Annotated in this window: 21 protein-coding genes; 7 read left to right on the top strand and 14 right to left on the bottom strand. The window is 70.3% G+C overall.

Translation table 11 applies throughout. The features are described 5' to 3' along the window. Window positions 1-3: 3 nt before the first annotated feature. Together EZ216_RS17335 and EZ216_RS17330 are read right to left on the bottom strand one after the other, a co-directional pair. A complete protein-coding gene (locus tag EZ216_RS17335) occupies window positions 4-426 on the bottom strand; it encodes a hypothetical protein (RefSeq protein ID WP_135251044.1) in 423 nt (140 codons plus the stop codon). Beyond that, window positions 426-2510, bottom strand: a complete 2085-nt coding sequence (locus tag EZ216_RS17330; RefSeq protein ID WP_135251043.1) for an ATP-dependent helicase — start codon at window positions 2508-2510, stop codon at window positions 426-428. The genes EZ216_RS17335 and EZ216_RS17330 overlap by 1 nt, the downstream gene beginning before the upstream one ends. 116 nt (window positions 2511-2626) lie before the next feature. On the opposite strand from EZ216_RS17330, the gene EZ216_RS17325 reads away from it, so the two are divergent. The 5 genes from EZ216_RS17325 (at window position 2627) to EZ216_RS17305 (ending at window position 8973) form a co-directional block, all read left to right on the top strand. Further along, complete coding sequence (locus EZ216_RS17325) at window positions 2627-3592, top strand: AEC family transporter (RefSeq protein ID WP_135251042.1); 966 nt, start codon at window positions 2627-2629, stop codon at window positions 3590-3592. A gap of 132 nt (window positions 3593-3724) precedes the next feature. Beyond that, window positions 3725-4342 (top strand): biliverdin-producing heme oxygenase, encoded by a 618-nt coding sequence (locus tag EZ216_RS17320; RefSeq protein WP_135251041.1) that lies wholly within the window; start codon window positions 3725-3727, stop codon window positions 4340-4342. Further along, window positions 4323-6515, top strand: coding sequence for an ATP-binding protein (locus EZ216_RS17315; protein WP_135251040.1), 2193 nt, complete (start codon window positions 4323-4325; stop codon window positions 6513-6515). The genes EZ216_RS17320 and EZ216_RS17315 overlap by 20 nt, the downstream gene beginning before the upstream one ends. Window positions 6516-6551: 36 nt before the next feature. Continuing rightward, complete coding sequence (locus EZ216_RS17310; protein WP_135251039.1) at window positions 6552-7010, top strand: response regulator; 459 nt, start codon at window positions 6552-6554, stop codon at window positions 7008-7010. After that, window positions 7003-8973: a hybrid sensor histidine kinase/response regulator gene (locus tag EZ216_RS17305; RefSeq protein ID WP_135251038.1), complete on the top strand. Its 1971-nt coding sequence runs from the start codon at window positions 7003-7005 to the stop codon at window positions 8971-8973. Before EZ216_RS17310 ends, EZ216_RS17305 begins: the two co-directional genes overlap by 8 nt. 50 nt (window positions 8974-9023) lie before the next feature. On the opposite strand, the gene EZ216_RS17300 is transcribed toward EZ216_RS17305, so the two are convergent. The 3 genes from EZ216_RS17300 to EZ216_RS17290 all read right to left on the bottom strand — a co-directional run bounded on the left by EZ216_RS17300 (window position 9024) and on the right by EZ216_RS17290 (window position 12183). Next, window positions 9024-10553 carry an MFS transporter gene (locus tag EZ216_RS17300; protein WP_135251037.1) on the bottom strand — a complete coding sequence of 510 codons (1530 nt, stop codon included), beginning with the start codon at window positions 10551-10553 and terminating at the stop codon, window positions 9024-9026. A 38-nt stretch (window positions 10554-10591) separates the two neighbouring features. Next, window positions 10592-10894 carry a hypothetical protein gene (locus EZ216_RS17295; RefSeq protein ID WP_135251036.1) on the bottom strand — a complete coding sequence of 101 codons (303 nt, stop codon included), beginning with the start codon at window positions 10892-10894 and terminating at the stop codon, window positions 10592-10594. Window positions 10895-10989: 95 nt separating this feature from the next. Beyond that, window positions 10990-12183 (bottom strand): esterase/lipase family protein, encoded by a 1194-nt coding sequence (locus EZ216_RS17290; protein ID WP_135251035.1) that lies wholly within the window; start codon window positions 12181-12183, stop codon window positions 10990-10992. 233 nt (window positions 12184-12416) lie between these two features. Between EZ216_RS17290 and EZ216_RS17285 the strand changes: the two genes are divergently transcribed. Beyond that, a complete protein-coding gene (locus EZ216_RS17285; protein WP_135251034.1) occupies window positions 12417-12755 on the top strand; it encodes a hypothetical protein in 339 nt (112 codons plus the stop codon). Between the two features lie 12 nt (window positions 12756-12767). Here EZ216_RS17285 and EZ216_RS17280 read toward each other — a convergent pair whose 3' ends face one another. Beyond that, complete coding sequence (locus EZ216_RS17280) at window positions 12768-14585, bottom strand: carboxyl transferase domain-containing protein (RefSeq protein ID WP_135251033.1); 1818 nt, start codon at window positions 14583-14585, stop codon at window positions 12768-12770. A 61-nt stretch (window positions 14586-14646) separates the two neighbouring features. Here EZ216_RS17280 and EZ216_RS17275 point away from each other — a divergent pair, with 61 nt between their 5' ends. Then, window positions 14647-14976 (top strand): hypothetical protein, encoded by a 330-nt coding sequence (locus EZ216_RS17275; RefSeq protein ID WP_205959699.1) that lies wholly within the window; start codon window positions 14647-14649, stop codon window positions 14974-14976. Between the two features lie 4 nt (window positions 14977-14980). Here EZ216_RS17275 and EZ216_RS17270 read toward each other — a convergent pair whose 3' ends face one another. From EZ216_RS17270 to EZ216_RS17235, 8 genes are all read right to left on the bottom strand, one after another. Further along, window positions 14981-16120 (bottom strand): YeeE/YedE family protein, encoded by a 1140-nt coding sequence (locus tag EZ216_RS17270; RefSeq protein ID WP_135251031.1) that lies wholly within the window; start codon window positions 16118-16120, stop codon window positions 14981-14983. A 187-nt stretch (window positions 16121-16307) separates the two neighbouring features. Then, the gene (locus tag EZ216_RS17265) at window positions 16308-17720 is read right to left on the bottom strand and encodes an enolase C-terminal domain-like protein (protein ID WP_135251030.1); all 1413 of its coding nucleotides are present in this window, start codon (window positions 17718-17720) and stop codon (window positions 16308-16310) included. Further along, window positions 17713-18558, bottom strand: a complete 846-nt coding sequence (locus tag EZ216_RS17260) for a sugar phosphate isomerase/epimerase family protein (protein WP_135251029.1) — start codon at window positions 18556-18558, stop codon at window positions 17713-17715. Before EZ216_RS17260 ends, EZ216_RS17265 begins: the two co-directional genes overlap by 8 nt. A gap of 13 nt (window positions 18559-18571) precedes the next feature. Then, window positions 18572-20104 carry a tripartite tricarboxylate transporter permease gene (locus EZ216_RS17255; RefSeq protein ID WP_135251028.1) on the bottom strand — a complete coding sequence of 511 codons (1533 nt, stop codon included), beginning with the start codon at window positions 20102-20104 and terminating at the stop codon, window positions 18572-18574. Between the two features lie 15 nt (window positions 20105-20119). After that, window positions 20120-20674, bottom strand: coding sequence for a tripartite tricarboxylate transporter TctB family protein (locus EZ216_RS17250; RefSeq protein ID WP_135251027.1), 555 nt, complete (start codon window positions 20672-20674; stop codon window positions 20120-20122). Beyond that, window positions 20674-21678 (bottom strand): Bug family tripartite tricarboxylate transporter substrate binding protein, encoded by a 1005-nt coding sequence (locus EZ216_RS17245; RefSeq protein ID WP_135251026.1) that lies wholly within the window; start codon window positions 21676-21678, stop codon window positions 20674-20676. The genes EZ216_RS17250 and EZ216_RS17245 overlap by 1 nt, the downstream gene beginning before the upstream one ends. Window positions 21679-21775: 97 nt before the next feature. Further along, window positions 21776-22843, bottom strand: coding sequence for a dihydrodipicolinate synthase family protein (locus EZ216_RS17240; protein ID WP_135251025.1), 1068 nt, complete (start codon window positions 22841-22843; stop codon window positions 21776-21778). 1 nt (window position 22844) lies between these two features. Then, window positions 22845-23867 carry an NAD-dependent epimerase/dehydratase family protein gene (locus EZ216_RS17235; protein WP_135251024.1) on the bottom strand — a complete coding sequence of 341 codons (1023 nt, stop codon included), beginning with the start codon at window positions 23865-23867 and terminating at the stop codon, window positions 22845-22847. Window positions 23868-24029: the final 162 nt, after the last annotated feature.

The raw sequence follows: 24029 nt of genomic DNA, 5'->3' as shown, positions 1-24029 counted from the left end.
GTGCTACCAGCCCTGCACCCGCCTGAGCACGAAGTTACGTTCTTGACCGCCGCCTTCGGGCTTCCACTGGCCGCGGATCTCGCGCCCGCACGAACCTTCGACCAGGTCGCCCAGCCAGGTGGCGCTGATGCGCCGGCCGTCGGCCGATTCCTCCAGCGTGAAGGCGCCGTCTTCCAGGTCGGCCGCGACGCGCGATTTCTCGCCGTTGCGGTTGATCTCGCCGGACAGGCTTTGCGCGTATTCCTTGTGCGGTTCCAGCAGCAGCGTGGCGCCGGCACCGCCGTCGGCGAACTCGGCGCGCCACAGGCCCACCAAATGGCGCGGCGTGACGTCGGCCGCCTTCGGGCAATCGGCGGGCGCCGCGCCCTGCGCGTGCGCGGCGGCCAGCGGCAGCGCGAGCAGCAGCGCCAGGACCTGGCGGCGCATCAGGCTGCGCCGCCCGCGGCAGCCGCCGATGCGGCGGCCGCCGACTCCGCGCTCTTGCGCGCGAACTCCGCGCGCAGCGCTTTCAGCTTTTCGCGCGGGTCTTCCTTCACCGTCTTCACGTCCAGCGCCATCTCGGCGATGAAGCGGCTGGGCTGCGCGGCGATGACGTCGCGGCCCTTCTTGCGCTTGCGCGTCCAGCTGACGGCCAGCGAGCGCTGCGCGCGCGTGATGCCCACGTACATCAGCCGGCGCTCTTCCTGCAGCCGCTGCAGGATGCCTTCGTTCACGGTGTCCTTGCCGGCGCCTTCGTCGTCCAGCTTGAACGGCAGCAGCCCTTCCACGCAGCCGGCCAGCGTGACGTGCGGCCACTCCAGTCCCTTCGAAGCGTGCAGGGTGGACAGCGTCACCACGTTCTGGTCCTGCTCGCGCTCGGACAGCGTGGACAGCAGCGAGATGGTCTGCGCCACTTCCAGCAGGCTCTTCTTCTCGCCCGCGATCTGCACGCCCGCGGTGTCGTCGATCTGCCCGCCGCAACGCTGCGCCATCCAGTCGCAGAACTCCATCACGTTGGTCCAGCGCGAAGCCGCCAGCCTCTCGCTGTCCTCGCTGTCGTACAGGTGCTTCTCGTAGCCGATGTCTTTCAGCCAGTCGGTGAGGAAAGCGCGCGCATCCTCTGCACCCATGGTGTGGCGGGCGCGGAACTCCAGGTCGTTCACGTACCGGCCGAACTCGTGCAGGCTGCCCACCGCCTTGGCCGGCAGCACCGAGCCGAGCGAGGACGAGAACAGCGCCTCGAACAGCGACAGCTTCATCTTGGTGGCGAAGATGCCCAGGTTCTGCAGCGTGGTGTGGCCGATGCCGCGCTTGGGCGTGGTGATGGCGCGCAGGAAGGCCGGGTCGTCGTCGTTGTTCACCCAGAGGCGCAGCCACGCGCACAGGTCGCGAATCTCGGCGCGGTCGAAGAAGCTCTGGCCGCCCGACACCTTGTACGGGATCTGCGCCTTGCGCAGCGCCTGCTCGAACACGCGCGCCTGGTGGTTGGCGCGGTAGAGGATGGCGAAATCCTTCCACTCGTGGCCCATGCCGTTGGCGCGGATCGACTGGATGCGCGCCACGGCGCGCTCGGCCTCGTGGTCCTCGCCGTCGGCGTCGACCACGCGCACCGGCTCGCCTTCGCCCAGCTCGGAGAACAGCGTCTTGGGGAACAGCTTGGGGTTGGGCTGGATGACGTTGTTGGCCGCGCGCAGGATGGCGCTGGTGGAGCGGTAGTTCTGCTCCAGCTTCACCACCTTCAGCTGCGGGTAGTCCTGCGGGAGGCGCTTCAGGTTGTCCAGCGTGGCGCCGCGCCAGCCGTAGATGGACTGGTCGTCGTCGCCCACCGCGGTGAAGCGGCCGCGCTCGCCCACCAGCAGCTTCAGCAGCTCGTACTGGGTGGCGTTGGTGTCCTGGTATTCGTCGACCAGCACGTGGCCCAGGTGCTTCTGCCACTTCTCGCGCACTTCGGCGTGGTCGCGCAAAAGCTTCAGCGGCAGGCCGATCAGGTCGTCGAAGTCCACGCTCTGGTAGGCGGTGAGGCGCTCCTCGTAGCGCGCCATGATGCGAGCCGTCACCTTTTCGTTGTCGTCCTTGGCCTGCGCCTCCGCCTGCGCGGCGTTCAGCCCCATGTTCTTCCACAGGCCGATGGCCCATTGCCACTGGCGCGCGGTCGCCGAATCGGTGGTTCCACCGGCGTCCTTCAGGATGGAAGTGACGTCGTCGCTGTCCAGGATGGAGAACTGCGGCTTCAGGCCCAGCACCGCGCCGTCGCTGCGCAAGAGGCGCACGCCCAGCGCGTGGAAGGTGCAGATCACCACTTCGCGCGCATCGCGCCCGATCAGCGACTTGGCGCGCTCGCGCATCTCCGCCGCGGCCTTGTTGGTGAACGTGATCGCCAGGATGCGCTTGGCTTCCACGCCGGCCTGGATCAGGCGGCCCACCTTGTGCGTGATGACGCGCGTCTTGCCCGAGCCGGCGCCGGCCAGCACCAGGCAGGGGCCCTGCATGTAGTTGACTGCTTCCTGCTGGGCGAGGTTGAGGCCGGACATTCGGTGGGAGGGGAAGCTGCGGGCGGCTGTCGATGCGGGAGCGACGGATCATACGGGCCGCCGCGGAGCGCCTCCGCGCAATAAGACCGCTTCCGGTTGCATCGACAATACGCGCCGTGCTGGACATCCTGAAGGTCACGTTCCCGTTTTTCGCGCTGGTGCTGTGCGGCTACGTGGCCGCCCGCCGCCGGCTGCTGCCGCTGGAGGCGATCGGCGGGCTGAACACCTTCGTGCTGTTCTTCGCGCTGCCCTGCATGCTGTATCGCTTCGGCGCCGGCACGCCCATCGCGCAATTGCTCGATCCGGCGGCGCTGCTGGTCTACCTGCCGTGCGCGCTGCTGATGGTGTGGGGCACCGTGGCCATCAGCCGCAACGAGCGCATCGGCTGGAACGATGCGGCTTTCGGCGCGCTGGTGGCGGCGTTTCCCAACACGGGCTTCATGGGCGTGCCGCTGCTCGTGGCGCTGCTCGGTGCGGCCGCGGCGGGGCCCGCCATCCTCACCATCCTGCTGGACCTGATCGTCACCAGTTCGCTGTGCATCGCGCTGTCGCGGCTGGATGGCGCGGACGAACACGGGGCGGCCATCGCGGCGCGCAAGGCGCTGCGCGGCATGGCGGGAAACCCGATGCCGTGGGCCATCGCGTGCGGCGCTTTCTCGTCGGCGCTGGGCATCGCGCCGGTCAAGCCGGTGATGGACACCATCGGCCTGCTGGCCGACGCGGCTTCGCCGGTGGCGCTGTTCACCATCGGCGCGGTGCTGGCGCGCTCGCAGGCCGTGGCCGCGGCGTCGGAACACGGACCGATGCCGGCCAGCGACTTCGTCCCGGTGGCGATCGCCAAGCTGGCCATCCACCCGCTGCTGGTGTGGCTGGTGGGCAAGGCGGCCATCCGCTTCGGCCTGCCGCTGGACCCTTTCGCGCTCACCGTGATGGTGCTGGTGGCCGCGCTGCCCAGCGCCAGCAACGTTTCGTTGCTGGCCGAGCGCTTCGGCGCCGACACCGGCCGCATCGCCAGGATCATCCTTTTGACGACGGCGGCGGCCTTCCTGACCTTCTCCGGCGCGGTCGCACTGCTGCGTTGAACCCCGGAAGGGTTGGACGACGCTGGGTGTGGGAGTGGTCCTACAGATCGGCAGGGAGGCTTCTGGCATGCTGATCCGAGCTCCCCAAGGCGGCCCCGAGGGCCCGCCCCGCCAGGAGCCCTTCCATCCAAGATGCTCCCATCCCAGCAGTTTCCGGCGCCGACCTCCGGGCGCGACGGCGCCATGGCCGCGCTTCGCGCCGGCACGGCTGCGCAACACGATCGCATCGAGGCGCTGCTCGGCCTGGGCGGCCCGTTCGGTCATGCGCACTACGGTCGCGTGCTGCAGGGCTTCTTCACCTTTCTCGCCGGATGGGAGAAGCTCGTCGCTGCGGCGCTGCCGCAGCGCCTGCTCGGCTGGGCCGGCGGGCAACGCTCCGGCCGCGTGGCCGATGACCTGCACATGCTGGGCCTCGAAGCGCCCACGGCCGGGGCGCAGCTGCCCGCCATCCATGGTCCGGCGCAAGCGCTCGGCTCCCTTTATGTACTGGAAGGCTCCGCGCTGGGCGGCCAGGTGATCTCGCGCCACCTGCGCGACCAGCTGGGCATCGAGCCGCACAGCGGCGGCGCCTACTTCCATGGCGAAGGCGCGGCCACCGGCGCGCGGTGGCGCGACTTCCGCGCCACCGTCGAAGCCGAGCTGGCCGGCGACGACCGCGCGCTGGCGCAAGCCGTGGACGCGGCCGCGCGCACGTTCGAAGCCTTGCTCGCCACTTTCCAGGACCGCCTGCATGAACGCGCAGCTGCCTGACCTTTCGCTCTGCGCGCAGGAGCCGATCCGGCTGCCCGGCGCGATCCAGCCGCATGGCTGGATGGCGGTGCTCGATTCGCAAGGCAAGCTCGCCGCGTGGAGCGCGAACTGGCGCAATGCCGACCGCGCCGCCGAGGCCGCGGCGCTGGTGCTGCGAGGCCAGCTGGAAGACCTGTTCGGCGGCGACGGTCCCGCGGCGCTGGGCCGCATCGACGTGGACCGCACGCCGCTGGACGTGGTGGGCCACCGCAGCGGCGAGTGGTTCGTGCTGGAGTTCGAGCCGGCCACGGCCGAGACCGGCACGCGGGCGCCGATCTATTCGCTGGCGCGCCACTTCCTGCCGCAGCTGCAACGCGCCGACTCGGTGCAGTCGCTGGCGGAACTGGCGGCGGTGGAGATCAAGCGCCTGTCCGGCTTCGGCCGCGCGCTGGTGTACCGCTTCGACGGCGAGGGCCACGGCGAGGTGCTGGCCGAGGCCATCGACCCCGGCTACGACTCGTACGAAAGCCACCATTTCCCGGCCGCCGACATCCCCGCGCAGGCGCGCGACCTCTACCGGCTGAACCACATCCGCCTGATCCCGGACGCCAACTACGCGCCGGTGCCGTTGCTGTCCAACCGGGCCGGCTGGGATGCAGGCAAGCTGGACCTCTCGTGGGCCGGCCTTCGCAGCGTGTCGCCCGTGCACCTGGAGTACATGCGCAACATGCGCACGCTGGCGTCGATGTCGGTGTCGATCGTCGTGCGCGGACGCCTGTGGGGCCTGATCTCCTGCCACGACCACGACCCGAAGCACCTGCCGTTCCAGACCCGCGCGGCCTGCGAGCACCTGGGCTGGCTGCTGTCGCTGCAGATCGCGGCCAAGGAAGACAACGCCGAGGTCGCCGCGCGGCTGGAATTGCGCCAGCTGACGCTGCAGATCGTCTCGCACCTCGCCGAAGGCGATGCCACGCTGCAGCGCATGGTGCAGGAACCGGCGCCTCTGCTGCGCATGGCGCAGGCCACAGGCGCGGCCGTGGTGCTGAACGACGAATGCTGGACCACCGGCGACACGCCCGGCCGCGCGCAGATCGCGCAGCTGGCCAAGTGGATCGCGGCGAAGGGACAGGAAACCTGGTCGAGTGACCGGCTGCCGGACGTGTTTCCGGAAGCCAAGGCGTATGTGGACCGCGCGGCCGGTGTGCTGGCGATTTCGATCTCGCAGGTGCACCAGCACCTGGTGCTGTGGTTCCGGCCGGAGCTGGTGACCACCATCCGCTGGGCCGGCGACCCGCGCAAGGAACTGAGCGTCAGCGAAGGCCGCATCCATCCGCGCCAGAGCTTCTCCAGCTGGCAGGAGCAGGTGCGCGACCGCTCCGCGCCGTGGACCGCCGCGCAGGTGTCCGCGGCCGGCGAGCTGCGCAACGCGCTGATCGGCATCGTGCTGCGCCGCGCCGAGGAGATGGCGGAAGTCGCCACGGAGCTGGGCCGCGTGAACAAGGAGCTGGAAGCCTTCTCGTACACCGTGTCGCACGACCTGCGCGCGCCGATGCGCCACATCGCGGGCTACGTCGACCTGGTGCAGGACGCGGAAGGCAAGCAGCTGTCCGAGCGCTCCATGCGCTACCTGTCGCACGTGAAGGATGCCGCCGCGTACGCGGGGCACCTGGTCGATGCGCTGCTGGACTTCTCGCGCATGGGCCGCTCGGCGATCAAGCGCGCGCGCGTGGACACGCGCCTGCTGGTGGGCGAGCTGGTGGCCGAGTTCAGCCACCAGGAAGGCGGCCGCAAGATCGAGTGGGACATCGCCGATCCGCTGCCCGCGCTGTGGGCCGACCCGTTCCTCATGCAGGTGGCGCTGCGCAACCTGCTTGGCAATGCGGTGAAGTACACGCGCACGCGCGATGTGGCCCGCATCCGCATTTCGGCGGCGCGCAATGCCGAGGGCGAGGGCCTGGAGATCAGCGACAACGGGGTCGGCTTCCAGCAAAAGTACGTGGCCAAGCTGTTCGGAGTGTTCCAGCGGCTGCACCAGGCCGAGGATTTCGAGGGCACGGGCATCGGCCTGGCCAGCGTGCGCCGCATCGTGGAACGCCATGGCGGCGCCGTCTGGGCCAGGGGCGAACCCGGCCACGGCGCCGCCTTCGGCTTCACCCTGCCCGTCGCCAAAGCGGATGCCAAGCCGCGGCGCTGAGCGAAGAAACAAGAGACGAGGAAAGAGGACTCCATCATGCTCAAGCCGATCCTGCTGGTCGAAGACGACAAGAGGGACCTGGAGCTCACGCTGGTGGCGCTGGAGCGAAGCCAGCTGGCCAACGAGGTCATCGTCGTGCGCGACGGCGCCCAGGCGCTGGACTACCTGCTGCGGGAGGGCGACTTCAGGGACCGCGCCGAAGGCAACCCCGCCGTGGTGCTGCTGGACCTGAAGCTGCCCAAGGTGAACGGCCTGGAAGTGCTGCAGAAGGTGCGCGCGACGCCCCACCTGCGCAGCATGCCCATCGTGATGCTGACTTCCTCGCAGGAGGAGTCGGACGTCGTCAAGAGCTACGAACTGGGCGTGAACGCCTACGTGGTCAAGCCCGTGGAGTTCAAGCAGTTCGTCGCCGCCATCGCCGACCTGGGGGTGTTCTGGGCCGTGCTCAACGAGCCCCCGCCGGGCTCCATGAGGTCCTCCCGAAGGTATGAATGAACACCTGCCGGAGAACGGTTTCCGCGACCGGCCCCTGAAGGTCCTGCTGCTGGAGGATTCGCGTTTCGATGCCGAACTCCTGCGCGAGGAACTGCTCGCCAGCTACCCGCAGGCGATGCTGGAAGTCGTGCGCGACGAACCCGGCTTCATCGGCGCCCTGGCGTCCACTGGCTGGGACCTGATCCTCTCGGACTTCGAGCTCCCCGGCTTCACCGGCGAGCAGGCGCTGGCCGAGGCGCGGGTGAAGAGCCCGCGCGTGCCCTTCATCTTCGTCTCCGGCGTCATCGGCGAGGACAACGCGGTGGAGATGCTCAAGCGCGGCGCCACCGACTACGTGAGCAAGAACCGGCTGGCGCGGCTGCCGCTGGTGATCGACCGCGCGCTGCGCGAAGTGGCGCAGCGCCAGGGCCGCGAGTCGGCGCAGGTGCAGCTGCGCGAAGCCAACGCGGTGTTCGCGCGCGTGGTGGACTCGCTGCGCAACTACGCGGTGGTGCTGATGGACGCGCGCGGCGTCATCCGCTCGTGGAACCAGGCGGCGCGCGACATCTTCGGCTACGAGGCCGGCGAGGTGATCGGCCGGTCCGCCACCATGCTGTTCACGCCCGAGGATCGCGAGGCGCGCGTGTTCGAGCGCGAGATGGCGCAGTCGCTGGACAAGGGCAAGGCCGACGACAACCGCTGGATGATGCGCCGCGACGGCCTTCGCCTGTGGGCCGAAGGCGTGGTGATGCCGCTGTACAGCGATTCGAAATCGCACAGCGGGTTCTCCAAGATCGTCCGCGATGCCACGTCCGATTACCGCGACGCGGAGGCGCTGCGCGCCGCGAAGGAGGAAGCCGAGCGGGCCAACCAGGCCAAGGACCGCTTCCTCGCCGTGCTGTCGCACGAGCTGCGTACGCCGCTGTCGCCCATCGCGACGGCCGCGCACCTGCTGGAACGCACGGCCACCGTGCCGCCCAAGTACCAGCACCTGCTGCCCATGATCCGGCGCAACGTGGCGCTGGAGGCGCGGCTGATCGAGGACCTGCTGGACCTCACCGCCATCTCCGCGGGCAAGGTGAGCCTGAAGCCCAGGCCGGTGGACATGCACCACCTGGTGCAGGTGGTGCTGGACATGCTGGACGGGCAGGTGAAGGAAAAGCGGTTGCGCGTGCAGCTGGACCTGGCTTCCCGCGAGCCCACCGTCACCGCCGACGAGGCGCGCATGCAGCAGGTGCTGTGGAACCTGCTGCGCAACGCCATCAAGTTCACGCCCGGGGAAGGGCGCGTGCAGGTGCGCACGCGCAGCGAAGGCGCGTGGTTCGTGCTGCAGGTGACCGACAGCGGCATTGGCATCGAGCCCGAGGCGCTGCCGCGCATCTTCACCGCCTTCGAGCAGGCCGACCGCGAGGTGTCGCAGCGCTTCGGCGGGTTGGGCCTGGGCCTGGCCATCGCGCGCGGCCTGGTCGCGGAACACAAGGGCGAGCTCAGCGTCGCCAGCGAAGGCCGCGGCCTGGGCGCCACCTTCACGCTGCGCCTGCGCACGCATGCGCAACTGGAAGCCACGGCCAAGGGCGACGCGCCTTCGGAGCCGGCGTCCGGCGAAGGCGGCTGGCGGCTGCTGCTGGTGGAAGACAACCACGACGCGGCCGAGACCATCGTGATGTGCATGGAGAGCTACGGCTACCAGGTCACGCACGTGGGCACGTGTGCCGACGCGGTGCGCACCGCGCGGCAGGGCGATTTCGACATCGTGCTGACCGACCTGGGATTGCCCGACGGCAGCGGCATCGACGTGGGCCGCGCGCTGAGCAGTTCGCTGCCCGTGGTGGCGCTGTCCGGCTACGGCGCCACGCCCGACCTGCAACGTTCCGCGATGGCGGGGTTCTCCGGCCACCTGGTCAAGCCGGCGGAACCGCAGGCGATCCACGCCACGCTGCAGAAGGCGCTGGCCGCGCGGCGGGCGCTGAGCAGCCAATCCTGACCCGTCATCCCCGCGCTTTCGCGGGAATGACGCTGGTGGCGCCGGCCGCGCTAGTGGTGCCGCCGGTCCATCACCAGCCGCTGCTCCGCCCACAGCTCCGGCCGCGATGCGCGCCGCCGGTCGCCGCGCCACCACTTCCTTCGCTCGGACAGGCGCTCGAACGGGAACAGCGCCGCGATCGCCACCGACGACAGGCTGTTGAGGCCACGCCAGGCTTCCAGCGCGAACGCCTGCACCACCTGCCGCTCGCTCACCTCGTGGCCTTCCTGCACGCGCGACAGCGCATGCAGCACGTACAGACCCACTAGCGCCGAGATCGCGAACAGGAATTCCCAGTGGGCGAAACTGAGCAGGGCCATCTCGTGCCACTGCCCCGGCGACTGCCAGCGCACGATGGCGCTCAGCTCGCTGGTCTGAAAAGTCTGCGCCAGCGCGCCCGCCACGATGGGCGCGATGCCGCCGGCCACCGCCGAGGCCAGCCCCACCGCGGCCAGGTAGGCCGTGCCTTCGCCCTGCGGCGCGAGCTTCAGGCCGAGGTTGCCGGTGGCCAGCGCGATGCCGCCGCCCGCCACGCCCATCGCCAGGTGGATCACCAGCAGCAGGGCCATCTGCCACACCGGCGTGTGCACTGCGCCCACGAAGACGAGCGCCAGCACGCAGGCGAAGTGAACCGGCAGGGCCACCGCCAGCACGCTCTTGTTGGTGAAACGGTCCGACAGGCTGCCCCACAGGTACAGCGTCATCGCGTTGGCGACCTGGCTGGCCACCCACAGTCCGGTGACCGTGCCCACGGCGTAGCCGCGCTGTTCGATCAGGTAAACGGTGAGGAACGGGCCGGTGAGATTGGAAGCGACGACCCACGCCGCCAGGAAGATCAGCAGCTTGCGGAAATTGCGATCGGCGAAGGGGCGCTTGAGCCGTTCGACCATTCGCCCCGCGGCGCCGGCGGTGTGCATCACGGGCTCCGGCGCGCGGCCCAGGTGCCACGAACTCACGAAGCCGGCCAGGGCCGAGACCGCGAACGCCGTCGCGTAGGCCAGCATCGGATCGTTGTGCGGCGCGCGGTCCACCAGAGCGCCCGCGGCCAGCGTGCCCACGCACGCCAGCGCCGTGCCGGAAAGCAGCCGCCTGGCGAAGAAGTTGCCCAGCCGCTCGTGCGGGATCAGCTGGTGCAGCCACGAGTTCACCGCGCAGCCGCCCACGGCGTTGAGCGACGCGATCATCAGCTGCACCAGCATGAGCGAGCGCAGCGCCAGGTCCTGCGACCCCATGAAGGGCAGCAGCGCCATCAGCAGCACCAGCACGCGCGCGCCGGTGATCGCCAGCACGCCGATGCGCCGGCGCATCTTCACGCGCTCCACCAGCAGCGTGGCGGGCAGCTGCGTGGCTTGCGCCATGAACGGGATGGCCGCCAGCAGGCCGATCTGCAGCGGCGTGGCGCCGAGCGTGAGCGCGAATGCCACCAGGATGACACCGCCCGAAAAGGCGCCGGAGAGGCTGGCCCAGGCGAGGTCCTGAACCAGCGATCGTTGTCCGGCGGCGAGTTGGGCGGGGGTGATGTGGTCGACCGGTCGCAGCATCGGTCAGCGGGCGCGGCCCGCGGCGCGAAGGCGCAGGGTCAGGGGACGGTGTTCAGGCGCGCGGCGAGGTCGCCGTGCAGGGCCTTGAGCAGGTTGCGGCCACGCTGTTCCTGCTCGGGGTCGGGCAGGTCCAGCATCTCGCGCACGCCGGGAATCGGCTCCAGGCACGGGCCGATCGCGTTCTCCAGCGCGGCGAGGCCGGTGGTCTCCAGGTCCGGCGAGCCGGTGCGCTCCAGGTGGGACTTCAGGTCCCGCAGAACGCGGTGCAGGAACAGCTTGGTGGTCTCCGGCACGAGCAGGTCGCCGTTCATCTGTTCCTGGGCTCGGGGTAAGTAGGACATGGCACGCACTCCTCAATGGGCACCACCAGTGTCGCCCCGTGCGAAGCACGCGCGGTGTCAGCCACCATCCGACGCTCATGTGCGCACCCCGCGCCTCAAACCGACAGCCACTGCCGCATGCGCTGGTACACCGCGTCGCTGCCCAGCAAGCCCACGTGGTCCACGCCGCTCGCCACCCACCGGTGTTCCTCGGGCAGCATGAGATCGCGCGCAGGCTCCGCGTGCTTGCCCAGCGCGCTGGCCACGGTGACCAGTCCGTCGCTGCCCGTGCCGGGAAGCTCGGCGGCGATGGCGTACGTGGGCAGGCTCGCCGGCACGCCGGCGATGGCGTTGGCCATGGGCGTCATGCCCGTGCGCGCATCGTCTTCCAGCACGCGCCCGTGCAGGAAATCGTCGATGCCGTCGCTGCGCCGCCGCGCCAGCTGCGCCAGCGGCAGCACCGCGGCCGCGGGACCGGCGCCCAGGCGCGACAGCAGCTGCCACGTGCCCGCCGGTTTCGCCCCGTCATGCGGCGTGCCGAGAAACACCACCTGCCGCACGTGGCCCGGCCATGCCAGGCCGGAGCGGGTGGCCTGATGCAATGCGCTGCGCAGGACGAGGCCGCCCTGTCCGTGGCCGATCAGCGCCACGCCCTGCAGCGGCACGCGCCAGTGGCTCAGCATGGGCTCCAGCTCGGCCGACAGTTCGTGTGCCACGTCGGCCACGCGGCGCCCGCTGTTGTAGTGGACGTAGATCGCGGTGGCATCCAGGGCCGCTGCCAGCGCCTCGCCGTGGTCGTGGCCGCGGCGGCGCCATGCCTCACCCAGGCCCAGGTCGTGCACCAGCACGATCACCCGTGCCTTCGGCGATGCGGGGTCGTGCACGCGCAGGCGCGTGCGCACGGCCAGCGGGTTGTCGGTGCGGTGAAGGTGGTCGCCGGCCAGCGCGTTGATCGCGTCGACGACCGCCTCGCGCCCGGGCGAAGGCGCGGCGGGCGCGCGTTCCAGCTGGGGCTGCAGCAACGAGGCCTGCAGCGATGCCAGCACCAGGTCGAGCGCGCTGCCGGCCATGTTGGTGCCACCTCGCAAGACGCGGTACGCGGCGCGCGTGATCGTGCGCGCGGGCCGCGGCATGGCGCCGCCTGCCGGCGCGGGGTCGACCTGGCCCAGCTTTTCGTGCAGCTTCTCCGCGCGGTCGAGGCCGTGGCGCATGACGTCGAACAGGAGGCGCACGCCTCCACGCGCATCGCGCACCGCGGCGGCGGCGCGGCCGGGCGAACGGGAACGATGAGGCGGGCTGCTGGCGGCCATCGGCTTGCTCCTGTGTTGCGCTCCCATGCTAGGGCGCGGCCGATGCCCCGTCCGTAGGAAGAAGGTGACAGGCGCCATCGCGGCAGGGCCCGTACGGCCGAGATACGGCCGCACAGCAGCCATTGCCGGGCTCCTACAGCCGCGCATGGGAAGGCTGACCAGAATGCATTCACACGGGATGCGGCTGCGATGCCGCGTCGATCTCAATCTCAAGCAATCCAAGGGAGAAGTTCATGATCAAGACCGCCGCCATCGCCGCCATCGCCTCGGCCGCCGCGCTGGGCCTCAGCGCCTGCGACGTGCAGAAGACCCAGGAAGGCAAGGTCCAGGCGCCCAGGTACGACGTGTCCAAGACGCAGGCCGGCCAGGTTCAGCTGCCCAAGTACGACGTCAAGGGCCCGGACGTGCAGGTGAGCAAGGAACAGAAGCAGGTCGCGGTGCCGGACGTGGACGTCCACACCGAGAAGAAGACCATCACGGTGCCCAAGGTCGACGTCACCACGGCCAAGGAGAAGGAGCAGAAGGAACGCGCCGCCACGATGGGTGCGCCCGCCGACACCGAGAAGAAGTAAGGCGAGCCGGCCTTACCAGGCGTCCACCGGCCGCCCGCTGCCGCGGGTGGCCGGCGTTGCTTCCAGCGCGCGCTGCAGCCAGGCGCGCGTCTGCGCGGGGTCGATCACCGCGTCGATCTCCAGCGTCTGCGCCATGCGCAGCGCCTGCCCGTTCCCGTACTGCCGCGCCAGCAGCTGCTGGTACAGCGCTTCGCGCTCGGCGCCTTCGGGCTTCGCCTCCAGTTCCTTGCGAAAGCCCAGCTTCACCGCGCCTTCCAGCCCCATGCCGCCGAATTCGCCGGTGGGCCAGGCGATGGTGAACTCCGGCCCGTGGAAGCCGCCCGCGGCCATGGCCATCGCGCCCAGGCCGTAGCCCTTGCGCAGCACGATGCTCCAGAACGGCACTTCCAGGTGCGCCGCGGCGACGAACATGCGGCTGACGTGCCGCACCTGCGCCTTGCGTTCGATGTCGGGGCCGACCATGAAGCCGGGCGTGTCGATGAAGCTCACCATCGGCAGGCCGTGCGAGTCGCACAGCTGCATGAAGCGCGCGGCCTTGTCCGCGGCGTCGGCGTCGATGGCGCCGCCCAGGTGCGCCGGGTTGTTCGCCAGCCAGCCGAACGGGCGGCCCGCGATGCGCGCGAAGCCGGTGTGGATGCCGGCGCCGAAGCCGGTGCGCAGCTCCAGGACCGAATCGATGTCGGCCGTGCCGTGGATCGCGGTGCGCGTGTCGTAGGCGCGCAAGCGGTTCTCGGGCACGGCTTGGCGCAGCTGTTCCGCATCGGGTGCATCCCCTGGCGGTGTCGCACCCTGGAAGAACGCGAGGTACTGTTTCGCCGCAGCGACGGCCTGCGCCTCGTCATCGACCAGCAGGTCGACCACGCCGTTGCGGTGCAGCTCCTCCGCGGGGCCGATGTCTTCCGGCGCGAAGCGGCCGAGGCCGCCGCCCTCCACCATCGCGGGGCCGCCCATGCCGATGTTGGCGCCGCGCGTGGCGATGATGACGTCGCAGCACCCCAGCAGCGCCGCGTTGCCGGCGAAACAGCGGCCGGCGGCGATGCCGATGGTGGGCACGCGGCCGTTGAGCCGCGCGAACGCCGCGAACGTGGGCACGTGCAGGCCCGCGACGATGGGCATGTCGGTGTCGCCGGGCCGCCCGCCGCCGCCTTCGGCGAACAGCACCAGCGGCCAGCGGTGCTTTGCGGCCAGGTTGAGCAGGCGATCGGTCTTCTGGTGGTTGCGGAAGCCCTGCGTGCCCGCGAGCACCGTCGCGTCGTACGCCAGCACAGCGGTGCGCGCGTGCACGGGGTCGAACCACTGGCCGTTGACGTTGCCCACGCCGGTGACCAGGCCGTCGGCCGGCGTGTTGCGCTGCAGGTCGTCTTCGCCGCGGCGGTTGGTTTGTGCCGCGATGGCCAGCGCGCCGTATTCGTCGAAGCTGCCGCCGTCGCACAGGTCGGCCACGTTCTCGCGCGCGGTGCGCAGGCCCAGCGCGTGGCGCCTGGCCACCGCTTCCGGCCGCGCGGCGTCGAGCGTGAGCGCGTGGCGGTCGAACACGCGCTGCAGGTCGGCCCGCGGGCCGTCGTCCAAGGCTCCGCCCGCATCGTCCTCCAACGCGGCCGGCGCATCGGCCGTAGCCGGTTCGGCGGTCCACAGCACGTCGCCTTCGTTCACGGTCTCGCCCGGCGTGTAGAGCAGTTCGCGCACGCGCAGCGTGGCCGGCGCGCGCACCTCGTGCTCCATCTTCATCGCCTCGAGGATCAGCACCACCTCGCCTTCGCGCACCACGCGGTCGGGCTCGACCAGCCATTGCACGACCTGGGCCTGGAGGGGAGCGCGGAGGACGGTCATGCGGCGATTGTGGGTCAGCGGCGCGGCGTGCGGCGTCAACGCGGCGACAAGGCGGGGTTCAGTGCCACTCGAGGGTCACCGGCATGCCGGCGACACGCCCGGTCACGCGGCGGCGGTCGGCCTAGGCTACCGGCCCGTCCGAGTGCAGAAGCGCGACCAGCCCGCCGCCGTGCTCCTGCGTCACGACGCGCAATCCCAGACCCAAGGGCGCCAGCACTTCGGCCAGCTTGGTCTGCCCATCGCGGCGGCGGTGGAAGTGATGGACCAGCTGGGCTGGCTGGACGAGGAGCAGCGCGCGGAACTGCAAGCGTGGCGCGCGCCGGTGATCCGCAGCATCCGCGGCGCGGCGGTGGGCGAACGCCGCCCGGTATTCCGCCTGCAGGAAGCCTAGGCGCTCAGACGGGCGCGGTGGCCGCGCGCACCTGCTCGTCGCGGCGGCCTTGCCACTTCAGCACCAGCACCGTGCCGCTCACCATGCCGGCCACGGCCAGCAGCGAGCCGGTGGACAGCAGCGCGGCGCCGGTGACGCCGTTGCCGACCGAGCAGCCCAGCGCGGTGACGCCGCCGAAACCCATGAGCGCGCCACCCGCCAGGCCGACGACCAGTTCGCGCTGGGTGCGGAACGATTCCACGCGGAACTCGCCGCGCACGCGCGAAGCCAGGTGGCTGCCGATGACGATGCCCAGCGACAGCATCACGCCGAAGGTGGCGACCGTGTTCTTGTCGGTCCACAGCGTCAGCAGGTCCAGCGTGTTGGCCAGGGGCGAGACGAACGACAGGCCTTCGGGGCGCTTGCCTTGCGTGCCCAGCCAGGCCGCGTCCAGCGTCTCCGGGTGCTCGGCGACGAAGCCCACGTGGCCGGTCAGCCAGAAAGCCGCTGCCAGCAACAGCCCGACGCCGATGCCGGCGATCCAGGTGCCGCGTTCCAGCCGCGCGCGCAGGCGCCAGGCCGGCACGCCGATCACCACGGCCAGCGCCACGGCGATGACGGCGCGCATCGCGGCGGCGGACACGCCCAGCGCGCCGCCGGCCAGCGTGCCCAGGTCCTGCGGCTTGCCCAGCGACACCGCCCAGGCATCGAAGAGGGAGGTGCGCGGCACCGCGAGCACGCCGCGCAGCGTCATCGCGGCGGTGACGGCGATCACCAGCAGCGTCACCAGCGCGGTGAGGTCGCCCGAGCCGGCCTTCACCAGGCAGCGCTGCGGGCAACCGGGCGCGATCATCATGCCGATGCCGAACAGGAAACCGCCCGCGAGGCTGGAGAACCAGAACAGGCGCTCGTTCCACGCCAGCGTCCTGGTGGCGTCGAACATGCCGCCGGCGATCATGGCTTGCAGCGCGAGCGCGCCGACCGCGACGGAGATCAGCCACGCGAACAGGCGCGAGGGTCCCTGGAAGGTCACCCAGTCGGCGATGCCGCCGCGCACGCAATAGCGCGTGGCCTGCGCCAGCGCGCCGAGCAGCAGGCCCAGCGGCAGCGCGCCCCAGACGACGAGGCGGGTGAGTTGGACCAGGGTTTCGGGGGTGACGTTCATGGGAACTGCACGGGTGCGGGAGGGCCGTGATTTTACCGAGGCCGCGAATGCGGACACCCGTACGCAGAGGGCGCAGAGGTTTCGCAGAGGACGCCGGGGAGCCAAAGAAAACAAATGAAGGTTTTCTTTGCGAGCTCCGCGAATCCTCTGCGTTCTCTGCGTAAGGGTGTCCGCTTTCGACCAGCGCTCAAAGAGCGCGCATCGCCCCGAAATCCGGCAGCGCGCCGCTCGCGAAACCAGGCGCGGCGAGCGAGGCGATGGCCAGCCGGCCTTCGCGGATCTTCAGCCGCACGGCGCCGTGGCTGCGCTCGTACAGGTCCGAGTGCGCGTCCAGGAAAGCCTGCTGCTCGCTTTGGGGCAAGGCGGCCATGCCATCGACGTAGTGGTGGCCGTTGCGCTCCACGTGGCGGATGCCCAGCAGGTTCACCAGCGCGAGGTCCTGCTGCACCGACAGGCCGGCTTGCGTGGTCAGGTCTTCCGCCGAGAGAAAGTAAACGGGCTTGCCGGCTTCGCGGTTCCAGGCCGCGCAGCGCGCGCCATTGAGCAGCGACTTGTAGAAGCCCTTGCAGGTCTTGGACGACACGCCGGCGTAGCCGCGCTCGCGCGCCTGCACGAAGGAGTCGAGTTCGCCGTCGGACTCGTCCACGATCACCGGCTTGCCCAGGCCGTCCGCGCGCAGGTCTTCCCGCAGCGCCAGCTTGCGCGTGATGGGCTGTTCGATGAACACGATGGACAACCACAGGCGGCTGAGCGCGGGCGTGGCGCGGATGGCGGCCACCAGTTCGGCGATGCCGGCGGCCGACTCGTACTGCTCGTTGCCGTCGAGGGAAGCGAAGTACGGATGCGGCAGGCGGTCCAGCACGCCCGCGATGGCGGAAAGGCGCTGCAGGTCCGCATCGACCTTGCCGCCGACCTTCAGCTTGAACCAGCGGTGGCCGTACGTCGCGACCACCTGCTCCAGTGTCTCGGGCAGGCCGTCGTTGACCGGCTCGGTGAGGTCGGCGGCGGTGATGGCATCGACCAGGCCCACCGTGTGGCGCGCCTCGATGTCGGCATGCGGTTGCAGCGAGGCCAGGAAGCTGTCGATGCCCAGCCCTTCGAACTCGCGGCGGCCCGGGCCGATGCCGGCCACGTTGCCGCGGATCGCGTCGTAGAAAGAGATGCCTTGCAGGCGGCACAGCGCATCGAGCACCGCGCGGTCCAGCAGCGCCGGCCCGTAGCTGGCCAGCAGCGGGTTGAAGCCTTCGCGCGCCGCCGCGGCCTGGTGGGCGTCGAAGTGGCGCGCGAAATGGCCGAATGCGGTGGCCGGCGACTTGTCGCAGAGGTAAGCCTCGCGCGCCATGCGCAGCACGCGCCGCAGCTGGTCGAAGTTGTCTTCGTTGGACAGCTGCAGGTTCTTGTCGAACCACTTGGGCGCCATCAGCTCGGCGGCCGCGCCCCAGCCGCTGCGGCCGCCGGGCAATTCAATTCGGGCGCGCGCGAAAGCCTGCGGTGCCTCGCGCAGCGTGACCACGCCGAAGCGGAACGGCATGCGCAGCTGCACCGGCCGCTCGTACAGCTCGATGTCCGCGATGCGGAACAGCGGTGCGGTGTCAGTCATCGATGCACTCCAGCACGCCGCGCAGGAAGCCGATGGCGCGTGCCGCGCAGCCCGGCCCGTCGGGCACGTAGTCGAACGGCTCGACGGCGATCCAGTGGCCGTAGTGGCCCTGCACGTTCATCTGCAGCAGCGTGGAGAGGATGGGTTCGAACTTGAGGGCGCCTTGTCCCGGGCCGCGGCGATTGGGGTCGTTGACCTGCACGTGCGCGATGTGGCCGGTGGGCATCCAGCGCGCCATCAGCTCGTGCACGGGCTCGCTCTCGGCCTGGCCGGCGGCGCTGCAATCGATCATGGTCTTGAGCGCCGGCGAGCCGATCTCTTCGACCATGCGCACCGCTTCCTCCACGGTGTTGAACATGTCTGTCTCGCGTGGCGACAGCGGCTCCAGGCAATAGGTGAGGCCGCAAGCCTGCGCCCGCGCCGCGGCGCGGGCCAGGCATTCACGCGAACGGTCCCACGCCTGCTCGCGCGTGCCGCCGGGCGGCACGCTGCGCTGCCTGGGCGAGCCGTGCACCAGGTAGCGGCCGCCGAGCGCGGCGCACAGGTCCACCAGGCGCTCCATCGCGGCCGCGGTGCGTTCACGCACCGCGGCGTCGTCGCTCACCATCGACAGGCCCGCCGGCGCCACCAGCAACCAATGCAGTCCCGTGATCTCGAGGCCTTCTTCGGCCGCGGTGCGGCGGAACGCGGCGGCCTGCGCGTCGCTGATCTTCAGCGGGTCTTCGGCCAGCGTGAAGGGCGCAACCTCCAGCCCGTCGTAGCCCATGGCCGCCGCCAGGCGGCACTGGTCCTCGAACTGCAGCGGCTGCAGGACTTCGTTGCAGAGCGCGATGCGCATGGCGGGCGCCGGGTCAGGCGCGGCGGCCGAGCAGCGAGCGCACGCCGCCGAAGGCCGCGGCCTTGACGCGGTTCACCGCCGACTTGAACTGCGGCACGTACAGCAGGATGGTGAAGATGGTGACGGCGGCGAACACCATGGAGATCGGCCGGGTGAAGAACGGGCCCAGGCTGCCGTCGGAGATGACCAGCGCGCGGCGCAGGCTCTTGTCCAGCAGCGGGCCCAGCACCAGGCCCAGCACCAGCGGCGCCATCTCGTAGCCGCGGCGGCGCAGGAAGAACGCCAGCACGCCGATGAACAGCATGGTGTAGACGTCGAACAGGCGCGACGCGGTGGCGAAAGCGCCGACCGTGCACAGCACGAACACGATGGGCATCAGGATGGCGCGCGGCACCTTCAGCACGTGCAGCAGCGGCCGCACGCCGAACAGGCCGAAGAACAGGATGGCCAGCGACGCCAGCGTGGTCATCGCCACCACCTGGTAGACGAAGTGCGGGTTCTGGATCATCAGCATCGGCCCGGGCTGCACGCCGTGGATGATCATGGCGGCCATCAGCACCGCGGACGGCGCCGAGCCGGGGATGCCCAGCGCCAGCGACGGGATGATGTGGCCCGGGATGGACGACATGTCGCCCGTCTCGGCGGCCATGAGGCCGTCGATGGACCCCTTGCCGAACTTCTCGGGCTCCTTGCTCACCGACTTGGCCGCCGCGTACGACACCCAGGCGCCGGCGTCCTCGCCCACGCCGGGCAGCAGGCCCGTGAGCACGCCGATGATCCCCGAGCGCAGCACGGTCCACTTGTAGGTGATGATCTCCTTCCAGCGCGGCAGCACCGAGTCTTTCATCTCGATGATCTTGCGCTCCACCGGGTCGGCCAGCGTGGTCAGCACCTCGGCCAGGCCGAACGCGCCCACCAGCGCGGGGATGAGGCCGATGCCGCCGGCCAGTTCGTCCCAGCCGAAGGTGAAGCGGTTGTACGCATAAAGGCCCTCCTGCCCGACCTGCGCCAGCAGCAGGCCGAGCAGGCCCATCAGCCAGCCCTTGAGCGGGTCGTTACCGACGATGCTGCCGGACATGGTGACGCCGAAGAGCGCCAGCCAGAAGAATTCGAACGCGCCGAACTGCAGCGCCACTTCGGCCAGCAGCGGCGTGAAGAGGGCGAGGCAGATCACGCCGATGAGCGTCGAGACGAAAGCGCCCGACGTCGCGATGCCGATGGCGTAGCCCGCCTTGCCCTGCTTGGCCAGCGCGTAGCCGTCGGCGCACGACGCCGCGTTGGCCGCGGTGCCGGGAATGTTCAGCAGGATGGCCGTGCGCGAGCCGCCGTACAGCGCGCCCACGTACGAACAGATCAGGACCAGGATGGCCACGTGCGCTTCCAGCTTGATGGTCAGCGTGGTCAGCAGCGCGATGGCCAGCGTGGCCGACAGGCCGGGCAGGATGCCCATCACGATGCCGACGAAGGCGCCGCCCAGCCCATAGAGCAGCGTCATCGGGTTCATGAAGCTGCCCCAGGCGTGGAGGAGGTCGTTCAGGCCTTGCATCGGAGGAACGTCAGGTCAGGGCATGCGCACCAGGAACACTTCCTGGAACACGAGGTGGATGGTGAGGGAAGCGGCGAAGCCGATGACCGCCGCCAGCACCCAGGCCTTGGGGCCCAGTTGGCGCTGCACGGGATCGCGGCTCAGCCGCCTGACGATCAGGATGGACGCGGTGACGTACAGGCCGGACGCGAGCCAGAACGGGAGGCCGTGGCCGATCAGCACCATGCCGTAGCCAATGCACAGGGCGGCCACGACGCCGATGCGCATGCGCTCCTCGCGCAGCGCGGCCGACGCGGCCGGCAGTGCCTGCCGCAGCGCGCCGCGTTCCCAGCTGCGCACGGCGAGCACGCCGCCCAGCAGGATCATCGCGATGGCCAGCAGGCCGGGCAGCAGGCCCGGCACCGTGTACGGATTGATGTTCTGGCCCTGCAGGCGGTCCATGGTGACGGAGCCCACGAGCGTGGCCACGCCCAGCGCGATCCAGACGACCGCGTCCTTGAGGTCGGACCGTGGCGGACGGGGGGCGTCGTCGTCCCCGTGGTCCACCGTTTCGTCGTTCGCCGCGGACATCAGGGCTTGGGGATGCCCACCGTGTCCGGCGACACCTTGGTCTTGCCGCTGTTGTGCAGGTTCCAGGCGTTGGACTGCACGGCCGGGAACACGGCCTTTTGCGCGGCGTCGCCGGCCAGCGGGTTGTACAGCGCGCCGCGGCTGGTGGCGTACTTCTTCAGCGCTTCGCTCTTGGGCATCTGCTCGGCCCAGATCTTCTCCAGCGTCTTGACCACTTCGTCGGGCACGCCCTTGGGCAGGAAGATGCCGAAGTAGTTGGCCGGCGCGGTGAAGTGGGGCACCGTCTGCGACAGCGGCGGAATGGTGCCGAAGCCTTCCAGCTCCAGCGGCTTGTCGCTGACGGTGGCCAGCGGGCGCAGGCGCTTGCCGCGGATCATGTCGGCCTGCTCCACCGCCAGCTGGGTGGTGAGGTCGGCTTCGCCGGCGACGGTGGCCACCACCGCGGGGTTGCCGCCGTCGTAGGAGACTTCCTTGTACTTCACGCCGGTGGCCTTGACGATCTCGTCCATCGCCGCGTGCGCCGCGGACGTCACGCCCGCGGTGGCCACGCTGATCTGGCCCGGCCTGGCCTTCATGTCGTCCAGCAGTTCCTTGGCGTTCTTCCAGGGGCGCTGCGGGTTCACGCCGATCACCTGGATGTTGGCCACGTTCAGGAACAGGTGCCAGTCCTTGATGTTGGTGTTCACCGAACCCAGCGCCTGGTAGGCGCCCAGGTCCTGCGCGGCGCCGGCGGTCCAGGTGTAGCCGTCCTTGGGCGCGTCCAGCGCGCTCTTGGTGCCGATGGCGCCGGAAGCGCCCGGCTGGTTGACGATCACGATGGTCTGGCCCAGCGCTTTCTCCAGCTCGGCCGCGGTGACGCGCGTGACCTGGTCGGTGGAGCCGCCGGCGGCCCACGGCACGATCAGGTTGATCGGCCGCGTGGGCTTCCAGTTCTGGGCGGCGGCGGGGCCGGCGACGGTCAGGGTGGCGGCCGCGAGGGCGGCGAGGAAGAAGCGCTTCTGCATGTGGGTGTCTCCTGTGCAATTCCCCAACTGGTGAATTCCGCGCACTTTATGGGCGGGGCGTTCGGCTGTCAACGAGGCTTGCCCTGACCGAAGAGCTTCAGCTGAGCCAGCGCGCGCGGTGCTTCGACACGAAATCGTCGTCGACCAGGTGCGGGTAGTCGCGCGCCACGCGCGTCAGCGCTTCGGCCTGGCCGGGGCTCAGTCCTTCGTTCGGGTCCAGGCACCAGGTGCCTTCCAGCAGGCCCTGGCGGCGCAGGATCTCGTGGCAGCCGGCGATGCAGCCGTGGAAGTCGTGCGCCACGTCGAACAGCGCCGCATTGCAGTCGGTCACCTGCGCGTCCAGCGCCAGCAGGTCGGCCGGCACCTGGCCCGCGTCGACGGCCGCATGGATGCGTTGCAGCAGTTCCACCGCGCGCTGCGTCCACACGCTCCAGTGGCCCAGCAGCCCGCCGCGGATGCGCGCCGTCACAGGCCGGCCTTCGCGCATGAAGGTGAAAGGCGCCAGCAGGTCCATCACGATGTGGTCGTCGTTGCCGGTGTACAGCGTCACGCGGTCTTCCGCCTTCGCCGCGATGACGCCGCGGATGACGTCCAGCGTGCGGTAGCGGTGGAAGGGCGCCATCTTGATCGCAACCACGTTGTCGATGGCGGCGAAGCGCTGCCAGAACGAAGCGGGCAGGTGGATGCCGCCGACGGCGGGCTGCAGGTAGAAGCCCACGAGCGGCATTTCCGCCGCGACCTTCCCGCAGTGCGCGATGAGCTCGTCTTCGGACGAACCTTTCATCGCGGCCAGGCTGAGCAGCGCGGCGTGGTAGCCCAGGCCGCGCGCGATGCCCGCTTCGCGCACCGCCTGCCCGGTGCGGCCCGCCAGGCCCGCGACCATGAACAGCGGGCGCTTGCCGCCGATGGGTTCCCACTCTTTCGCGGTGCGCATCGCGAGTTCCAGCACCGGCTCGTACAGGCCGACGTCGCGGATGGCGAACTGCGTCGAGTGCACGCCGACGGCGACGCCGCCCGCGCCCGCGTCCAGGTAGTAGCGCGTGAGCGCGCGCTGGCGGCGCTCGTCGAGTTGCCGGTCGGCGTCGAGCGCCAGCAGGTGCGCGGGAATGCAGGCGCCTTCGCGCAGGACGGCGAGGGAGTCTTGGGGGATGTCGGTGCGGTGCATGTCAGTACTTCCCGTCGCGCGCTTCGTAGTGCGTCGGCTTGCCGTGGCTGGCGCCGCCGCGGGCCACCCAGTCGGCGGTCCAGTCCAGCATGCGGTCGAGGTCCACCTTGGGTTCGCCGAACAACCGGAAAGCCTCGCGGCAATCCACCAGCCACGCGGTGGGCGCTTCCTTGCCCACCAGCACCGGCGCGATGCCCAGGCGCTCGCCCAGGCCCTTGGCCACTTCGCGGATCGACACCTTCGGGCCGCTGATGTTCAGCGCCGACGTGGGCCCGGTGCAATGCGCCAGCGCGCGCAGCGACCAGTCGTTGGCGTCGCCCTGCCAGATGACGTTGGCGTGGCCCATGGCCAGGTCGATGGGCTCGCGCCGGAGCACCTTCTGCGCCACGTCGTGCAGCACGCCGTAGCGCATGTCGATGGCATAGGACAGGCGCAGCAGCCGGCCCGGCGTGCCGAGCTCGTGCGAGAAGTGCTCGAACATGCGCTCGCGCGCCACGCAGGAATTGGCGTACTCGCCGGAAGGCGCGGTGGGCGGCACCGATTCCGGCGCGCCTTCGCCCGCGGTGTCCACGAACGGGTACACGCAGGCGGTGGAGAACGCGACGATGCGCGAGCGGGCGTAGCGCTCGGCCACCAGCGCGGGCACGTGCGCGTTCATCGCCCAGGTCAGCCATTCGCTGCCGGTGCTGCCGAACTTGCGGCCGGCCATGAACACCACGTTGGGCGCGTCGGGCAGGTCGGCCAGCGCTTCGCGCGAGAGCAGGTCGGCTTCCAGGCAGTCGACGCCGTCGCACTCCAGCTCCTGCCGCAGGCCCGGCTGCGAGAAGCGCGCGACGCCGATCACGCGCCGCAGCGGGTCGGCCCGCTTGGCCATGCGCGCCAGGGTCGGCCCCATCTTGCCGCCCACGCCCAGCACCAGGATGTCGCCGGGCGCGCGCGCCAGCGCCTGCGTCAGTTCGGGCGAGGGCGTGGACAGCGCGTCTTCCAGCTGGGCGACGTCGTCGAAACGGGTGGGAAGTGTCATGGCGATCGATCCTGAACCGTTTGGTGAATTGCCGCCAGCGGGCCAGCCCGTAGAACGAAAGCGGACTTCCTGCGCGGCCGTGCAATGGCGTCCGACCGGGCCGGCCGGAGGTGCACCTTACCTTGTTCCCATGGCCCGCGACCGACACAAGGTGGAAGAAGC

The organism is Ramlibacter humi (genome assembly GCF_004681975.1).
GTDB lineage: Bacteria > Pseudomonadota > Gammaproteobacteria > Burkholderiales > Burkholderiaceae_C > Ramlibacter > Ramlibacter humi.
Note: the sequence above shows the minus strand (reverse complement) of the source record. Positions and strands in the feature narration are given on the sequence as shown.

Bases quoted from the DNA above. Each gene is read 5' to 3' on its own strand.
- EZ216_RS17250 (WP_135251027.1), bottom strand. From the start codon at position 20,674: ATGTCCGCGGCGAACGACGAAACGGTGGACCACGGGGACGACGACGCC.
- EZ216_RS17245 (WP_135251026.1), bottom strand. From the start codon at position 21,678: ATGCAGAAGCGCTTCTTCCTCGCCGCCCTCGCGGCCGCCACCCTGACC.
- EZ216_RS17305 (WP_135251038.1), top strand. From the start codon at position 7,003: ATGAATGAACACCTGCCGGAGAACGGTTTCCGCGACCGGCCCCTGAAG.
- EZ216_RS17315 (WP_135251040.1), top strand. From the start codon at position 4,323: ATGAACGCGCAGCTGCCTGACCTTTCGCTCTGCGCGCAGGAGCCGATC.
- EZ216_RS17265 (WP_135251030.1), bottom strand. From the start codon at position 17,720: ATGACTGACACCGCACCGCTGTTCCGCATCGCGGACATCGAGCTGTAC.
- EZ216_RS17310 (WP_135251039.1), top strand. From the start codon at position 6,552: ATGCTCAAGCCGATCCTGCTGGTCGAAGACGACAAGAGGGACCTGGAG.
- EZ216_RS17260 (WP_135251029.1), bottom strand. From the start codon at position 18,558: ATGCGCATCGCGCTCTGCAACGAAGTCCTGCAGCCGCTGCAGTTCGAG.
- EZ216_RS17330 (WP_135251043.1), bottom strand. From the start codon at position 2,510: ATGTCCGGCCTCAACCTCGCCCAGCAGGAAGCAGTCAACTACATGCAG.
- EZ216_RS17335 (WP_135251044.1), bottom strand. From the start codon at position 426: ATGCGCCGCCAGGTCCTGGCGCTGCTGCTCGCGCTGCCGCTGGCCGCC.
- EZ216_RS17290 (WP_135251035.1), bottom strand. From the start codon at position 12,183: ATGGCCGCCAGCAGCCCGCCTCATCGTTCCCGTTCGCCCGGCCGCGCC.
- EZ216_RS17235 (WP_135251024.1), bottom strand. From the start codon at position 23,867: ATGACACTTCCCACCCGTTTCGACGACGTCGCCCAGCTGGAAGACGCG.
- EZ216_RS17320 (WP_135251041.1), top strand. From the start codon at position 3,725: ATGCTCCCATCCCAGCAGTTTCCGGCGCCGACCTCCGGGCGCGACGGC.
- EZ216_RS17295 (WP_135251036.1), bottom strand. From the start codon at position 10,894: ATGTCCTACTTACCCCGAGCCCAGGAACAGATGAACGGCGACCTGCTC.
- EZ216_RS17255 (WP_135251028.1), bottom strand. From the start codon at position 20,104: ATGCAAGGCCTGAACGACCTCCTCCACGCCTGGGGCAGCTTCATGAAC.
- EZ216_RS17280 (WP_135251033.1), bottom strand. From the start codon at position 14,585: ATGACCGTCCTCCGCGCTCCCCTCCAGGCCCAGGTCGTGCAATGGCTG.
- EZ216_RS17285 (WP_135251034.1), top strand. From the start codon at position 12,417: ATGATCAAGACCGCCGCCATCGCCGCCATCGCCTCGGCCGCCGCGCTG.
- EZ216_RS17300 (WP_135251037.1), bottom strand. From the start codon at position 10,553: ATGCTGCGACCGGTCGACCACATCACCCCCGCCCAACTCGCCGCCGGA.
- EZ216_RS17240 (WP_135251025.1), bottom strand. From the start codon at position 22,843: ATGCACCGCACCGACATCCCCCAAGACTCCCTCGCCGTCCTGCGCGAA.
- EZ216_RS17270 (WP_135251031.1), bottom strand. From the start codon at position 16,120: ATGAACGTCACCCCCGAAACCCTGGTCCAACTCACCCGCCTCGTCGTC.